Here is a 15060-nt window from a genome sequence, read left to right as displayed (position 1 = left end):
CATGTCGTTGTCTGTCAAAACGGGGCTGGGCCTGCTCCTGCTGGTGGTGCTGTTTGCCCTGCTGGGCCCCGTGCTCTGGCCCGATCCGGCGGCTCAGGATCTGGCACAGTTTCTGGCTGATCCCTCCTGGCAGGAGCCCCTCGGGCGGGATCAGATGGGGCGCAGCCTGATGGCGCGCCTCGCGGCGGCGACCCGGCTCTCCCTGCTGTTGGGACTGCTGTGCGTCATCACGGCGGCGCTGCTGGGCTCATTGCTGGGCTGGCTTTCGGCCTGGCGCGGCGGCTGGGTCGACGGTCTGTTGCGCAGCCTGGCCGACGGCGTGCTGGCCCTGCCAGGCCTGTTGCTGGTGCTGCTCTTCTCCGCCATGGCCCAGGGTGGCTTTGCCATCCTCTATCTCGGGTTGGCCATGGCCCAGTGGGTGGAGTATTACCGGGTGGTGCGTGCCCGCAGCCGGGGGCTGCTCGCCTCGCCCCAGGTGGAGGCGTCCCGTCTGCTGGGATTCGGCCATGCCCATGTGGTGCGGCGCCATCTCTGGCCCGAGCTCGCCCCCCAGTTGCTCACCATGATGGCCTTCGGCCTAGCGGGTGCCATTCTAACCCTCTCTACCCTGGGCTTTGTCGGAGTGGGCATTCAGCCGCCCACGCCGGAGCTGGGGCTGATGATGACGGAGGCGCTGCCCCACTATCAGGAGGCTCCCCGTCTGCTACTGGCCCCCATTCTTGTCATGGGGCTGATGTTGCTGGCCCTGGTGCTGCTTCATCAGACGCGCGGCCTTGACATGCCATCTTCACAAGGAGCCACCTCATGACGGCCATTAAAATCAAGGGGTTGCAGGTCGATGATGGCCAGAAAACCCTGTTGCAGGCGCTGGATTTCACCATTCATCCCGGCACCGCCCTGACCCTGATCGGGGAGAGCGGTTCGGGCAAATCCCTGTTGGCTCATGCCCTGATGGGGACCTTGCCAGCCCCCCTGACAGGCCGGGGTGAGATGGTGTCGGGTGGCCGCCATCACAACCTGGCCGACACGCCTCGCCTGCGTACTCTCTGGGGGAGGGAGCTGGCGATGCTACCCCAGGAGCCGGTGCTGGCGCTGGATCCCACCATGGGGTTGCTTGCCCAGGTGGAGGAGGGGTGGCTGCCAGGGGGCAAGGATGCCCGATCGCGGGCCCGCGCCGCCCTCGAGCGGCTTGGACTGGCCGGGCGGGAGGGCGCTTTTGTACACCAGCTCTCGGGAGGCATGGCCCAGCGCGCGGCCTTTGCCGCCGCCACCCAGGGGGAGGCTCGTCTGCTGGTGGCCGACGAGCCCACCAAGGGGCTCGACAGCCGGGCCGCAGCCAGGCTGGGTGCCTTGTTGCTGGGCTACCTGGCCCGTGGACGCCATCTGCTGACCATCACCCATGATCTCTCCCTGGCTCGCGCATTGGGGGGCTGGGTGCTGGTGGTCAAGGGAGGAGAGATCGTGGAGCAGGGGCCCGCCGAGCGTGTGCTGCACACGCCATCCCATGCCTATACCCGGGCCCTGCTGGCGGCGGAGCCCTCCGCCTGGCCCGAGGCGGCTGTCCCTCCCACCGGAGACTGGCTCATCCGCGGAAAGGGGCTTGCCATGGGATATGGGGATCAACCCCTGTTCACGGGGCTGGACCTTGCCCTGGCGCAAGGGGAGCGAATGGCCATCATGGCGCCGAGCGGCGCGGGCAAGAGCACCCTCGGCAACGTGCTGCTGGGTCTGCAACGCCCCCTGCAAGGGGAGGTGCTGCGACGGGAAGGGGTAGCCCCCTGCCGCTGGCAGAAGCTCTATCAGGATCCGGTGCAGGCCTTTGCCAGCCGGGTGCGCCTCGCCACCCAGTTCGATGATGTGCTGCGTCTGCACAGGCTGCCCCGCCATCGGCTTGTCGACTATCTGGCCCGGTTGGGGCTGGATGAACGGCTGCTGACGCGCCTGCCAAACCAGGTCTCGGGAGGGGAGCTGCAGCGGCTGTCGCTTATCCGGGCCCTGTTGCTGCGCCCCGTGCTGCTGTTCGCCGATGAGCCCACGTCCCGGCTCGATCCCCTGAGCCAGCAACAGACCATCGCCTGTCTGCTGGAGGAACTGGGAGAGATAGGCTGCGCCCTGCTGTTGGTGACCCATGACGAGGGGCTGGCCGGCAAGGTTGCTCCTCGTTGTCTGAGACTGGGGGAGGCGGGTACCCCCATGTTCGAAGGCGCGTCGGCCGAGGTGAGAAGAGTGGGGTAAAGAGGGGACAGGATGAATCCTTCCCCCATGATGAGATGACAGTGACGGGGCCTTGGGCCCCGTCGCATTAGAAAAACTTGGGTAAGCAGATTATAAAGTTTCGTTCGTTTTTTGTGATATGAATCACTAATATTGTCGTAAGCCAGAGAGCGTCCTGCTGCTGGCGGGTGCGGGTCCTCCGCCTTGTTCCTCTTCAACGACCTTTGTCAGACACCTCCTGCAGATCCCTGCCCGGAGGGTGGCGGCTTTTTGATTTTTTCGGACGACAGTATGTATCGGCACAGCTTCTATCCCCTGTTTTTCCTGACCATCCTGATGGTCGCCGTGGGTCAGATGACCCAGACCCTCTATGTGCCCTCCATTCCCATGATGGCGGGGGACTTCCATGTGGCCTCCGGCCAGCTGCAGGCGGTGATGGCCTGCTACCTCATTCCCTACGGCCTCTCCCAGTTCGTTTATGGCCCCTTGTCGGATCGCATCGGTCGTCGTCCTGTGCTCATCATCGGCATGATGATCTTCCTGGTCGGCACCCTCACCATCCAGCTGATCCCGAGCTTCACCGCCCTGCTGGCGGGCAGCCTGATCCAGGGGCTGGGAACCGGGGCAGGGGGCGCCATGAGCCGGACCGTGATGCGCGACCGTTACAGTGGCGCCGAGCTCAACCGTGCCAACAGCCTGGTGAGCATGGGGGTCATCTTCTCCCCTCTGCTGGCACCTGTGCTGGGCGGCTGGCTCACCGAGCTGTTCAACTGGCGTGCCGGCTACTGGTTCCTGTTCGGTTTTGGTGCCCTGACCACCCTGGCGCTGCTGGCCTGGTTTGGGGAGACGCTGCCAGCATCGGCCCGCCAGCATTCGCTGCGGGTGGGCGCCGCCTATCGTCATGTGCTCGGCAACCCGCGCTTTCAGGGCAACCTGCTCTGTCTGATGGCCACCTTTGCCGGCCTCGCGGTGTTCGAGGCGGCGGCCGGGGTGTTGCTGGGGGACGTGCTCAAGCTGAGTGCCCGCACCGTCAGCGTGCTGTTCGTGCTGCCGCTGCCCGGTTATCTGTTCGGCGCCTGGCTCTCCGCCAGACTGAGTTTTCGCCTGAGCCAGGGCAAGCTGATGCGCCTTGGCATCGCCTTCCTGGCCCTGGGGTCGCTCATCATCCTGGTACCCGGGCTGCTCGGCATGGTGAGCGCTGCCTCCCTCGTGGGCGGGGCTGCGGTCTACTTCATTGGCAGCGGCATTCTCTATCCGACCGCAACCTCCTGTGCCATCGAGCCCTTCCCGGGCCAGGCTGGCACCGCGGGAGCCGTGCTCGGGGGCATGCAGAATCTGGGGGCTGGCGTGGTAACCCTGCTGGCCGCCAGCTTCCCGATGACGGGGCAGGTGACCCTGGGGGCCATCATGACGGTGATGGTGCTGATCGTGGCCTTGAGCTTTGTGTGGCTGCGCCACCACGGCGCGCCCCACGAGCAGATGGCCGTCTGACACGGCCAAGAGCCCGCCCCGTTGGCGGGCTTTTTACTGCCTCCTTCCGGGTGGCGAGACGCCGCAGGGGAGTGGAAGGGGGATACCGCGCAGGCAAAGAAAAAGCCCGTCGTGATGACGGGCTTTTTTGGGTAGGTACCCCGGAGATGCCGTTGCCGGTTTGGGCCCTTGAACCGTCGGTTCAAGGCGGAGATCTAATCTGGCCGCAGGCTTCTCGGTCGGGCCGAGCATGCTCAATAGCCAGAAGGCAGACCCCCTGTTTGGTATGAATATCGGCTCGGGGACTTGAACCGGCTGACAAACACTCCAGGGAATTTCAAAACTCGGTGCGATTAGGGCTGTTGCGCCTCTTCGCTGGATTCACCGTATTGTCCGTGCTCGATCAAGGCGGCTTCGATGGTGCGTTGCAGCATCTTGATCCGCTTGTCCATGGTCTCAGAGTATTGGTGGTTTTTCTCTTTTTCAAGGCAGAGCTCATGACAGAAATTGAGCGCTGCCATGACGGCCAGCTGTTCGTTGCTGGAGACCTTGGAACGTTGACGAAGCTCGATGAGCTTGTCGGTCAGCTGGTCGGCGGCCTGGCGCAGGGCATCTTGTTGTCCCAGGGGACAGGACACCTTGTAGGGACGTCCCAGAATGACGATTTCTACGGCCTCTATGCTCATGCCTTCCTCAATACGGCGGGGCTGATTTCCGCCTATATCCACGTGGACAACTGGGCGGGACTATATAGCGCAGATGCAGAAGTTTCAAGGCCTTGCTGGCTCTGGCAGGGGGAGAATGCTAGGATCTCGGCCATAAATTCTGCATATTTGCCTGAACTTTGAGCGGATCCTAGATGAGCAAAACAACCCCCCTGAAATACGCCGCCGTGGCGGACCTGATGGCACAGCACGACCTCATGGCGACGGCCGTCGAGGCCCATGGCGTGATCTGCGGCCTAGTGTGCGGTGGCGTGGCCCTGGACGACAAAAGCTGGCAGCCCCATTTCAATGATCTGATCAACGACGGTTTCGGTCTGCCGGCACCGGTGCGCCAGGTGATGACCGACCTCTATCACGAGGTGATCGAGAGCCTGATGGCACAAAAGGGCGTCGAGCTGCTGCTGCCAAGCGACGAGGCGCCGCTCGATGAGCGCATCGACTCGCTGGTGGACTGGTCCCAGGCCTTCCTGGCCGGCTTTGGCGTGGTGCAACAGGAGCTCTCCAAGGCATCCGAAGAGTTGCAGGAGATGATTCAGGACATCGCCAGCATCACCCAGGTCTCTGCCGAATTCGATCAGGAAGATGAAGAGAACGAAGCCTCCTTCCTGGTGCTCTACGAACACGTGCGCCTCGGGGTCATGATGGCGTTCGAGGAGTTTGGCAAGCGCCCGGCCGCGCCGAGCACGCCGCCTACCCTGCACTGATCTGCCTGCCCAGCGGGTCAATGAAAGAGCGCATCACGGCGCTCTTTCTGTTTTACAAGGGTGAGAGCAGGGGAGGTACTCTGCTAACCCATGGTGCCAAAGCGGTTTTTTGCCCGTGGCTTCGCATCCCGTCCGCCACCTTTGTGGTAGGATTGGCCCACGTTTTTTCGCCTATGCCCTCTTCTCATGTCTCAATCTGATCTGGTTCACGTCGACGTGGCTATCGTCGGCGGTGGTATGAGCGGTGCCGTGCTGGCCCTCTCCCTTGCCGCCCTGAAAGGACAGGATGGCGCCCCCCTGCAGATCCTGCTGCTGGAGGCGAGTGCGCCCGAGCTCAATGCTCATCCCGGTTTCGATGCCCGTGCCATCGCGCTTTCCGCCGGTACCTGCGAGGCGCTGGCCCGTCACGGCCTCTGGCCGCACCTGGTGCCCCACTGCTCCCCCATCACCCATATCCATGTGTCGGATCGGGGCCACTGCGGCCAGACCCGGCTGTCGGCGGCGGAGTATGCCCTGCCCGCCCTCGGTCAGGTGATCGAGCTGTCGGCGGCGGGCATCGTGCTGCAAGAGGCGATCGCCGCCTGCCCGCAGATCCGTATGTTGTGCCCGGCCAGGCTTGAAGCCATCGACCCCGACGAGGGGGGAGTGACGCTCGCCCTGGAGGGGGGCGCGCGCTACCGCACCCGGCTGCTGGTGGCGGCCGACGGGGGCCACTCCTTCGTGCGCCAGCATTTCAAGATGCCGGTCAGTCGCCACGATTATGGCCAGAGCGCCATCATCGCCACCGTCAAGACCGCCGAGGATCCCGCCGGGCGGGCCTTCGAGCGCTTCACCGATGGAGGGCCGTTGGCCCTGCTGCCCATGCAGGACGGCCTCTCCTCTCTGGTGTGGAGCGTCCCGCGGGACGAGGCACCGGGGCTGCTTGCACTGGATGACGCCGCCTTTCTCGCCCGTCTGCAGCAGGCTTTTGGCTGGCGCCTCGGGCGCATCGAGCGTACAGGCGTGCGCCACCTCTATCCGCTGGTGCTGACGGTGGCCGACTACCCGCTGGCCCAGCGCACCGTGCTGGTGGGTAACGCCGCCCACCTGCTGCACCCCATCGCCGGTCAGGGGTTCAACCTCGGCATGCGGGATCTGGACGTGCTGACCCGGACCCTGGCCCGTGCGCTCGCGGCGGGGGAAGACATCGGCGGCTTTGAGGTGCTAAGCGGCTACTGGCAGCAGCGGCGGGACGATCAGGCCCAGACCGTCTGGCTCACGTCCTCCCTGGCCCAGTTCTTCTCAAACCATCACGCTCCCCTGGTGGTGGGCCGCAATCTGGCGCTCTCCCTGATGGGCAGAGTGCCCTGGCTCAAGGCTCCGCTCGCCTCCCGCACCCTGGGATTCGTGGACGAGGTGTGCGGCCAATAAGCGCTGTCGCCCTGGGCGGCAAAGACGATTTCGAGCAAGAGGCACGCCTGTGGGCGTCGCCTCGCAGATCCTGGCGACTCGCCCGGAAAGGACACAAGAGAATGCAGATGCAAGATGTGGATGTGGTGATCGTGGGGGGGGGCATGGTGGGCCTGGGGCTCGCTGCCGCCCTCAAGAACCGGGCGATCAAGGTGGCCATCGTGGAAGGCCTGCTGCCCGATGCAACGCTCGGTGAGACGCCGGACAACAGGGTCAGTGCCCTGAGCCTCGCGAGTCAGCACATCCTGCAAGGGGTCGGCGCCTGGGACGGCATAGTGGCGTGCCGCCTGCAGCCCTACGAGAAGATGCAGGTGTGGGAGCAGGACAGTTTCGGCCACATCGATTTCGATGCCGCCAGCCTGCGTCAGGGGGCTCTTGGCCACATCGTCGAGAACCGGGTGATCCAGCTTGCGCTGCTGGACGCCATCGCGGGGGCCAGCAATATCCAGATGCTGACCCCGGCCCGGGCCACCAGCCTGCAGTGCGGGCCAGCGGGCGCCCTGCTGCTGCTGGAAGATGGCCAGGCCCTCTCGGCCAAGCTGGTGGTGGCCGCCGACGGCGCCCACTCCTGGGTGCGCCGTCAGGCAGATATTCCCCTCACCAGCTGGGATTACGGTCATCACGCCCTGGTGGCGACGGTGCGTTGTGCCGAGCCCCATGAGGCGGTGGCGCGCCAGATCTTCACCCCCCAAGGGCCGCTCGCCTTCCTGCCCCTGTGGCAGCCCGACCTCTGCTCCATCGTGTGGTCTGTGCCCGCGGCCCGCGCCGAGGCGCTCTGCGCCCTGGATGACGACGGCTTCAACCGCCAGCTCACCGCCGCCTTTGATGGGCGCCTCGGGCTGTGCAAGGTGGAGGGGGCTCGCAGCGCCATTCCGCTCACCGCCCGCTACGCCCGCGACTTTGCCCGCGAGCGCCTGGTGCTGGTGGGGGATGCGGCCCACACCATCCACCCGCTGGCGGGGCAGGGGGTGAATCTGGGCTTGCTGGATGCCGCCGCCCTGGCGGAGCAGACCCTCATTCATCACGGCAAGGGCGCGGACATCGGCCTGCTCGCCAACCTGCGGGGCTATGAGCGCTGGCGCAAGAGCGAGGCGGCGCGCATGCTGGCGGCCATGGAGGGGCTCAAGCGACTGTTTGCGGGCAGCAACCCCCTCAAGAAGCTGGTGCGCGGGGTGGGGCTTCGCGCCGTCGACGGTCTTGCTCCCCTCAAGCAGGGCATGATCCGGGCCGCCATGGGGCTGGATGGGGAGCTGCCCACCCTGGCCAAAGGTGAAAAAATCTAATCTTACCCCGGGGTTTTAACAAAAAAACTAATCTGACAGGGCGAGATGCCCCTTCGGGGTGTCAGCCTTTAATGTTGGCGAGAAGCGAAACGTTTTTCTGTAAATTGTGACGGGACGGTAAAAATCAACATTAAATCCCGCAATGGCGCGGTTTTGGCTGTTTTTATCACTGTTTTTACCTTAGTGTCTGGTGTCAGTGAGTTGGGTGAGGATTAGTTTTTTTTGAGCGGTGCCCCGGCACGCTTGTCATATAATCCGCTCCGTTCAAGGAATCACTCCTGCCCGCCCGGGCGGGAACGAGCACAGAGCTTGTGGTCCGTAGTTCCCGACGAGCCGGGGCGGATTGCGAGTGTTGTCGCGAACGCTTAAGGAAACATAGCGATGATCCAGACTACTGTATTGCATCCGAAACACCTGGAAGCGGGTGCCAAGATGGTGGACTTCCACGGTTGGGAGATGCCCATCAACTACGGTTCCCAGTTGGAAGAGCACCATGTGGTGCGCACCGATGCAGGCATGTTCGATGTCTCCCACATGACCATCGTCGATTTGACCGGCGAGCGGGTCAAAGCCTTCCTGCAACACCTGCTGGCCAACGACGTGGCCAAACTCACCGTCCCCGGCAAGGCCCTCTACAGCGGCATGCTCAACCCGGAAGGCGGCGTCATCGATGACCTCATCACCTATTTCCTGACCGATACCTTCTACCGCCTGGTGGTGAACTCCGCCACCCGCGAGAAGGATCTGGCCTGGATCCGCCATCACGCCATCGACTTTGCCGTGAGCGTGACCGAGCGCCCCGAGCTTGCCATGATCGCGGTGCAGGGCCCCCACGCCAAGGCCAAGGCTGCCAAGGTGTTCACCCCCGAGCAGAATGCGGCGGTCGAAGGGATGAAGCCCTTCTTCGGTGTGCAGGCCGGGGATCTCTTCATCGCCACCACCGGCTACACCGGTGAAGATGGCTACGAGATCGTGGTCCCCCAAGAGAAGGCGTGCGATCTGTGGCAGGCCCTGCTGGACAACGGCGTGGCCCCTTGTGGCCTGGGTGCCCGTGATACCCTGCGCCTGGAAGCGGGCATGAACCTCTACGGTCAGGACATGGACGAGACAATCTCTCCGCTCGCCGCCAACATGGCCTGGACCCTGGCCTGGGAGCCTGCCTCCCGCCAATTCATCGGCCGCGCAGTCCTGGAAGCCCAGAAGGCCGCCGGCAACCAGCCCAAGCTGGTGGGTCTGGTGATGGAAGAAAAGGGCGTGCTGCGTGCCGGCATGCCGGTCACCTTCACCAGCGAGAGCGGCGAGACACGGGAAGGGGTGATCACCTCCGGCTCCTTCTCGCCCACCCTGGGTTACAGCATTGCCCTGGCGCGGGTGCCCCGTGATATCGGCGAACAGGCCCAGGTGGAGATCCGCAAGAAGCAGGTCACCGTGAAAGTCACCAAGCCGGCCTTCGTGCGCAACGGCCAGCCGTTGGTGTAATCATTGATTGCGGCGAGGGTTGACCTTCGCCGCCCCATTTTTGTTGAAGCGATCCAAGAGCATAAAGGAAGCACAAATGAGCCATATCCCGAGCGAACTGAAATATGCCACCTCCCACGAGTGGGTCCGTGTTGAAGCCAACGGCGAAGCCGTGGTCGGCATCACCGAGCACGCCCAGGATCTGCTGGGGGACATGGTGTTCGTCGATCTGCCGGAAGTGGGCAAGCAGGTGAGCGCCGGTGAAGATTGCGCCGTGGCGGAGTCCGTCAAGGCCGCCTCCGACATCTACAGCCCGGTGAGCGGCGAGATCCTGGCCGTCAACGAAGAGCTGGAAGGCAGCCCCGAGCTGGTCAACTCCGACCCCTACGGCGCCGGCTGGCTGTTCCGCATCAAGCTGGACGACGCGGGCGAGCTCGCCAACCTGCTGGATGCCGAAGGCTACCAGAACGTGGTGGACGAAGAGTAATGCCCCCGGGCCCTGCCAACACAGCAGGGCCCACTTGTATGACTGCCATCCTGCGGCCATGGCGGTTGCAGGATGGGCGCAGCCTTTGCGCCTTCGGGATGCCTTGCCGCATTCCCCGTCTGCCCGCGGCGGACACAGAACATGAGTGGAGCCGGTATCGACCGGCTACAGGAACATCAGGTCTTGGTTATCAGGATGTCATGCCAGGACCTATTACCAGGAAATAGGGAAATGACCCAGTCACTGTTTGAACTCGAGCAAAAAACCGATTTCATCCGCCGTCATATCGGCCCGGGTGAGGAAGAACTGCGGGCCCTGCTCGCCACCGTAGGTGCCGAGAGCCTGGACGATCTGATTGAGCAGACGGTCCCCGCCGCCATCCGTCGTCCGGGGCCGCTTGGTATCGGCGCCCCCATGACCGAAGTGGAGGCCCTGGCCAAGCTCAAGGGCTATGCGGCCAAGAACCAGATCGCCAAGAGCTACATCGGCATGGGCTACCACGACACCCATGTGCCCCACGTCATCCTGCGCAACGTGCTGGAAAACCCGGGCTGGTACACCGCCTACACCCCCTATCAGCCCGAGCTGGCCCAGGGCCGTCTCGAAGCCCTGCTCAACTTCCAGCAGCTCACCCTGGATCTCACCGGCATGGATCTGGCGAGCGCCTCCCTGCTCGATGAAGCCACCGCCGCCGCCGAAGCCATGGCGCTGGCCAAGCGCATGGCCAAATCCAAATCCAACCTCTTCTTCGTGGCCGACGACGTTCACCCCCAGGTGATCGACGTGGTCAAGGAGCGCGCGGTCCACTTCGGTTTCGATGTGGTGGTCGGCCCTGCGGGCGAGGCCGTGAGCGAAGAGGTATTCGGTGCCATGTTCCAGTACCCGGGCACCACCGGCAATGTGGCCGATCTGCGTTCCCTCATTGCCGCCGTCCAGGCCCAGAAGGGGCTGGCCTGCGTCGGGACCGACATGCTCTCCCTGCTGCTGCTCAAATCCCCGGGTGAACTGGGTGCCGACGTGGTGTTCGGCAGTGCCCAGCGCTTCGGCGTGCCCATGGGTTACGGTGGCCCCCACGCCGCCTTCTTCGCCACCCGCGACGCCTACAAGCGCTCCATGCCGGGTCGCATCATCGGCGTCTCCAAGGATGCCCGTGGCAAGAGCGCCCTGCGCATGGCCATGCAGACCCGCGAGCAGCACATCCGCCGCGAGAAGGCCAACTCCAACATCTGTACCGCCCAGGTGCTGCTGGCCAACATGGCGAGCTTCTACGCCGTTTACCACGGCCCGGTGGGGCTGAAAACCATCGCCTCCCGCGTGCACCGTCTGACCACCATCCTGGCGCTCGGCCTTACCGCCAAGGGCGTGGCCCTCAAGCACGGAAGCTGGTTCGATACCCTCACAGTACTGACGTCGGACAAGGCTGCACTCATTGCCAAGGCCGAAGGGCTCGGTATCAACCTGCGTGCGGATCTGGACGGTGCGGTCGGTGTGTCCCTCTCTGAAACCACCACCCGAGGCGATGTGGCCGAGCTGTTCGACCTGTTCCTTGGGGCGGGTCACGGCCTCGATGTGGAGGCCCTCGACCAGGCCGCCCAGACTCATCACGCCATTCCGCAAGACCTGCTGCGCACCGACGCCGTGCTGACCCACGAGGTATTCAACAAGTACCACTCCGAGACCGAGATGCTGCGCTACATCCACCGTCTCGAAGCGAAAGATCTGGCCCTGAACTACGCCATGATCTCCTTGGGCTCCTGCACCATGAAGCTCAACGCCACCGCCGAGATGATCCCGGTGACCTGGCCTGAATTCGGCAAGCTGCACCCCTTCGCGCCGCTCAAGCAGACCCAGGGTTACCAGCTGCTGCTGGCAGATCTGGAAGACTGGCTGGTGAAGGTGACCGGCTACGATGCGGTTTGCATGCAGCCCAACTCCGGCGCGCAGGGCGAATACGCGGGCCTCTTGGCCATCAAGAAGTACCACGAGTCTCGCGGAGAGGGGCATCGCGATGTCTGCCTCATCCCGGCCTCTGCCCACGGCACCAACCCGGCTTCCGCCCAGATGGCGGGCCTCAAGGTCATCGTCACCGCCTGTGACAAGGCAGGCAACGTGGATCTGGACGACCTGCGCGCCAAGGCCGCCGAGGTCGGAGACCAGCTCTCCTGCCTGATGGTGACCTACCCCTCCACCCACGGGGTGTACGAGGAGACCATCAAGGAGGTGTGCGACATCGTTCACCAGTATGGTGGTCAGGTGTACCTGGACGGCGCCAACATGAACGCGCAGGTCGGGCTGACGGCGCCAGGCTTTATCGGCGCGGACGTGTCTCACCTCAACCTGCACAAGACCTTCGCCATTCCTCATGGCGGTGGCGGTCCGGGCATGGGCCCCATCGGCGTGAAGAAACACTTGGCACCGTTTGTAGCCGGTCACGCCGTGGTCAAGACCGAACTGGCGAGCCGTGACAACGGCGCCGTGTCTGCCGCCCCGTTCGGCTCGGCCAGCATCCTGCCCATCAGCTGGATGTACATCGCCATGCTGGGGGACGAGGGGCTCAAGAAATCCACCCAGGTCGCCATCCTCAACGCCAACTACCTGGCCAAGAAGCTGGGTGAATCCTTCCCCGTGCTCTATACAGGTCGCAACGGCCGGGTGGCCCACGAGTGCATCCTGGACATCCGCCCGCTCAAAGAAGCCAGTGGCATCAGCGAGATGGACGTGGCCAAGCGCCTGATGGACTACGGCTTCCACGCGCCGACCATGAGCTTCCCGGTAGCGGGCACCCTGATGGTCGAGCCGACCGAATCCGAATCCAAGCGCGAGCTGGATCGCTTCGTGGAAGCCATGACCGCCATCCGCGCCGAGATCGCCCGGGTGCAGGACGGTCACTGGAGCCTGACCGACAACCCCCTGGTCAATGCGCCCCACACCCAGGATGACGTCATGGACGAGCAGTGGAGCCGCGGCTACAGCCGCGCCGAAGCGGTCTTCCCGTCCGACGCCGTGCGCGCCAGCAAGCTGTGGCCCTCGGTCAACCGCATCGACGACGTCTACGGGGATCGCAACCTGTTCTGCTCCTGCGTGCCCACCGAGGATTACGTCGGGGAGTGATGTGCGGGCAGTGTAATTAACCGAAATGGACTTGGTTCATACCAGGTCCATTTTTTTATCGGGTGGATATGACAGGGGATAACCTCTTTTTAGCCTTCGTACTTATAAGGAACAGAGATGGAAATATCACGGAATGGCATCATCCTGAATGTCGAGCGTTATGAGGAGTGTGTCGCCTTCTACCGCGATCTGTTTGACTTACCGTTAATGTTTAGCAGGAACGAGGGAGAGTTTAGGCTGAGCTGTTTGGCGCTAGGTAGCAGTTACCTGATGATTGAAACCGGTGGAACGGCAATAGATGAAGGTAAATCAATTTTGGTTTGCCCAACGAAGATCAGATTCAATGTGTCGGATATGGCGGCTGCACTTTTGCGGGTACGTGAGTTCGGTCTAACAGCTGAGATTATTGAGAACGATTGGGGAGTGACCATCAATATTCATGATCCGGATGGTAACAGGGTAGGCATCCGGGATGAGGTTGGCTTTGTCCGTCAGTTATGTGGATCAGATGTCTAGTACTCAATGACCGCCTAATCAAGAGTCCGGATTTAGTGGACAACTACACTGACAGCCAATATGCACAAGGCCACCCCCAGGGGTGGCCTTGTTGTGTGTGGCGCCCGTGCGAACGGGCTACTCGCCCCGGCGCGCCGCCTCGATGGTGGCAATGTCAATCTTGCCCATCTGCATCATGGCCTCAAAGGCGCGTCTCGCTGCCTCGGGGTCGGGATCGCTTATCGCCTCGATGAGGACCTGAGGGGTGATCTGCCAGGAGATGCCCCACTTGTCCTGACACCAGCCGCACTCGCTCGCCCGGCCGCCATGGTCGATGATGGCGTGCCAGTAACGATCCGTCTCGGCCTGGTCCTGGGTGGCCACCTGAAACGAGAACGCCCAGTTGTGGCTGACCCCGGGCCCGCCGTTGAGGCCGAGGCAGGGGGTCCCCATCACCCTGAACTCGACCGTCAGCACGTCCCCTTTCTTGCCGGCGGGATAGTCGGCCGGGGCCCGGTGTACGGCACCGACGGCGGAGTCGGGGAAGGTGCTTGCGTAAAACCGTGCCGCCTCCTCGGCATCCCCGTCATACCAGAGGCAAATCCTGTTCTTGATTGGTCTCATTGTGTCGCAGCTCCATCCTGGTGATTGTCCTTCGACGCCCGTGAGCGGGCGCCCAGATGGGTATCCTGCCGCCCGCAGCGCCTGCTGTTTTGCTGGGTGGCAAGCCAGCCTGTACACCGTTTGCCACCCGCTTGGGGCTTGCATGATGGGGTCAAGTGTAGTGGCATGGGGATCCTGGTCACCAGGCCGGGAGCCGGCATGAAGGCCGCAGCAAGAGAGGAGTCTGCCATGGACAGTACCCAGCGATTCTCGACCCGGGTCGAGGCCTATGTGAAATATCGACCCGGTTATCCCGCCGCCATGCTGGATTTTCTGGCAAGGGAGCTGGCCATGGGGCCAGAGGCCCAGGTGGCGGACATCGGCGCGGGCACCGGCATCCTGACCGCCCTGCTGGCCCCCCGGGTCGCGCGGGTCTGGGCGGTGGAGCCCAACGACGATATGCGGGCAGCCGCCAAACGGCTGCTCGCCCAGGTGGGGAACATCGGCTGGCTGCACGGCAGTGCGGAAGCCACGGGCCTGCCCACGGGGGCGATGGATCTGGTGACGGTCGCCCAGGCGTTTCACTGGTTCGATCGCGCGGCTTTTCGGCAGGAGTGCCAGCGGCTGCTCAAGCCCGGTGGCCAGGTCGCCCTCATCTGGAATGACAGGCTGACGAACACCCCGTTTCTCAAGGCCTATGAAGAGGGGCTGCACGCCTACTCGGGGGATTACGAGGAGGTCAATCATCGCAACCTCGGTGAGGCGGATTTTCGCGCCTTCTTCACCGGGGAGTACCGGCTCGATCGCTTCGAGAACAGTCAGCTGTTCGATCTTGACGGGGTGCTTGGACGGCTCAACTCCTCCTCCTATGCGCCTGTGGCGGGCACGCCGGCCCACGATCAGATGACGGCGCTCGTTCGCCGCGAGTTTGCTCGCCATGCCGTTGACGGCAAGATAGCCTTCAACTATTGCACCCTGGTCTACAGTGGCCGGGTGTAGAACCGTTCAGCGCTGACATCCGCAGTGAAAAGGCCCCCGCCAGTGATGGCGAGGGCCTTGTT

The 15060-nt window shown here is 63.6% G+C and carries 13 protein-coding genes and 1 other RNA gene; 11 read left to right on the top strand and 3 right to left on the bottom strand.

Annotated features, from left to right (window positions below):
• Position 1 precedes the first annotated feature (1 nt).
• From ACVDHI_RS07550 to emrD, 3 genes are all read left to right on the top strand, one after another.
• Entirely contained in the window at positions 2-808 is an 807-nt protein-coding gene (locus tag ACVDHI_RS07550; RefSeq protein WP_010675089.1) for an ABC transporter permease, read from the top strand.
• Positions 805-2235 carry an ABC transporter ATP-binding protein gene (locus ACVDHI_RS07545; RefSeq protein ID WP_447211922.1) on the top strand — a complete coding sequence of 477 codons (1431 nt, stop codon included), beginning with the start codon at positions 805-807 and terminating at the stop codon, positions 2233-2235. The genes ACVDHI_RS07550 and ACVDHI_RS07545 overlap by 4 nt, the downstream gene beginning before the upstream one ends.
• Positions 2236-2505: 270 nt before the next feature.
• Positions 2506-3705, top strand: coding sequence for a multidrug efflux MFS transporter EmrD (gene emrD / locus ACVDHI_RS07540; protein ID WP_039038746.1), 1200 nt, complete (start codon positions 2506-2508; stop codon positions 3703-3705).
• A gap of 133 nt (positions 3706-3838) precedes the next feature.
• Here emrD and ssrS read toward each other — a convergent pair.
• Positions 3839-4021, bottom strand: a non-coding RNA gene (gene ssrS / locus ACVDHI_RS07535) — 6S RNA.
• A gap of 16 nt (positions 4022-4037) precedes the next feature.
• On the bottom strand, positions 4038-4370 hold the full coding sequence (gene zapA / locus ACVDHI_RS07530; RefSeq protein WP_010675086.1) for a cell division protein ZapA: 333 nt from the start codon (positions 4368-4370) through the stop codon (positions 4038-4040).
• A gap of 173 nt (positions 4371-4543) precedes the next feature.
• Between zapA and ACVDHI_RS07525 the strand changes: the two genes are divergently transcribed.
• From ACVDHI_RS07525 to ACVDHI_RS07495, 7 genes are all read left to right on the top strand, one after another.
• A complete protein-coding gene (locus ACVDHI_RS07525) occupies positions 4544-5113 on the top strand; it encodes a UPF0149 family protein (RefSeq protein ID WP_039038745.1) in 570 nt (189 codons plus the stop codon).
• Positions 5114-5299: 186 nt separating this feature from the next.
• Complete coding sequence (ubiH, locus tag ACVDHI_RS07520) at positions 5300-6523, top strand: 2-octaprenyl-6-methoxyphenyl hydroxylase (RefSeq protein ID WP_447211921.1); 1224 nt, start codon at positions 5300-5302, stop codon at positions 6521-6523.
• A 101-nt stretch (positions 6524-6624) separates the two neighbouring features.
• A complete protein-coding gene (locus tag ACVDHI_RS07515) occupies positions 6625-7845 on the top strand; it encodes an FAD-dependent 2-octaprenylphenol hydroxylase (protein WP_447211920.1) in 1221 nt (406 codons plus the stop codon).
• A 381-nt stretch (positions 7846-8226) separates the two neighbouring features.
• Complete coding sequence (gene gcvT, locus ACVDHI_RS07510) at positions 8227-9324, top strand: glycine cleavage system aminomethyltransferase GcvT (protein ID WP_447211919.1); 1098 nt, start codon at positions 8227-8229, stop codon at positions 9322-9324.
• A 76-nt stretch (positions 9325-9400) separates the two neighbouring features.
• Positions 9401-9790: a glycine cleavage system protein GcvH gene (gene gcvH / locus ACVDHI_RS07505; RefSeq protein WP_010675081.1), complete on the top strand. Its 390-nt coding sequence runs from the start codon at positions 9401-9403 to the stop codon at positions 9788-9790.
• Positions 9791-10021: 231 nt separating this feature from the next.
• Entirely contained in the window at positions 10022-12901 is a 2880-nt protein-coding gene (gcvP, locus tag ACVDHI_RS07500; protein ID WP_447211918.1) for an aminomethyl-transferring glycine dehydrogenase, read from the top strand.
• Positions 12902-13018: 117 nt separating this feature from the next.
• A complete protein-coding gene (locus ACVDHI_RS07495) occupies positions 13019-13417 on the top strand; it encodes a hypothetical protein (RefSeq protein WP_226044097.1) in 399 nt (132 codons plus the stop codon).
• Between the two features lie 117 nt (positions 13418-13534).
• On the opposite strand, the gene ACVDHI_RS07490 is transcribed toward ACVDHI_RS07495, so the two are convergent.
• Positions 13535-14020 carry a VOC family protein gene (locus ACVDHI_RS07490; protein WP_039038741.1) on the bottom strand — a complete coding sequence of 162 codons (486 nt, stop codon included), beginning with the start codon at positions 14018-14020 and terminating at the stop codon, positions 13535-13537.
• Positions 14021-14248: 228 nt separating this feature from the next.
• Between ACVDHI_RS07490 and ACVDHI_RS07485 the strand changes: the two genes are divergently transcribed.
• Entirely contained in the window at positions 14249-14998 is a 750-nt protein-coding gene (locus ACVDHI_RS07485; RefSeq protein ID WP_010675078.1) for a class I SAM-dependent methyltransferase, read from the top strand.
• Positions 14999-15060: the final 62 nt, after the last annotated feature.

The sequence above is a fragment of the Aeromonas sp. 25-248 genome (assembly GCF_053005425.1).
This window is presented reverse-complemented; position numbering and strand designations above follow the sequence as displayed.

Excerpts from the sequence above, each read along its gene's own strand:
- zapA (WP_010675086.1), bottom strand. The coding sequence starts at position 4,370 with ATGAGCATAGAGGCCGTAGAAATCGTCATTCTGGGACGTCCCTACAAG.
- ACVDHI_RS07485 (WP_010675078.1), top strand. The coding sequence starts at position 14,249 with ATGGACAGTACCCAGCGATTCTCGACCCGGGTCGAGGCCTATGTGAAA.
- ubiH (WP_447211921.1), top strand. The coding sequence starts at position 5,300 with ATGTCTCAATCTGATCTGGTTCACGTCGACGTGGCTATCGTCGGCGGT.
- gcvH (WP_010675081.1), top strand. The coding sequence starts at position 9,401 with ATGAGCCATATCCCGAGCGAACTGAAATATGCCACCTCCCACGAGTGG.
- gcvT (WP_447211919.1), top strand. The coding sequence starts at position 8,227 with ATGATCCAGACTACTGTATTGCATCCGAAACACCTGGAAGCGGGTGCC.
- ACVDHI_RS07525 (WP_039038745.1), top strand. The coding sequence starts at position 4,544 with ATGAGCAAAACAACCCCCCTGAAATACGCCGCCGTGGCGGACCTGATG.
- ACVDHI_RS07550 (WP_010675089.1), top strand. The coding sequence starts at position 2 with ATGTCGTTGTCTGTCAAAACGGGGCTGGGCCTGCTCCTGCTGGTGGTG.
- ACVDHI_RS07490 (WP_039038741.1), bottom strand. The coding sequence starts at position 14,020 with ATGAGACCAATCAAGAACAGGATTTGCCTCTGGTATGACGGGGATGCC.
- ACVDHI_RS07545 (WP_447211922.1), top strand. The coding sequence starts at position 805 with ATGACGGCCATTAAAATCAAGGGGTTGCAGGTCGATGATGGCCAGAAA.
- gcvP (WP_447211918.1), top strand. The coding sequence starts at position 10,022 with ATGACCCAGTCACTGTTTGAACTCGAGCAAAAAACCGATTTCATCCGC.
- ACVDHI_RS07515 (WP_447211920.1), top strand. The coding sequence starts at position 6,625 with ATGCAGATGCAAGATGTGGATGTGGTGATCGTGGGGGGGGGCATGGTG.
- emrD (WP_039038746.1), top strand. The coding sequence starts at position 2,506 with ATGTATCGGCACAGCTTCTATCCCCTGTTTTTCCTGACCATCCTGATG.
- ACVDHI_RS07495 (WP_226044097.1), top strand. The coding sequence starts at position 13,019 with ATGGAAATATCACGGAATGGCATCATCCTGAATGTCGAGCGTTATGAG.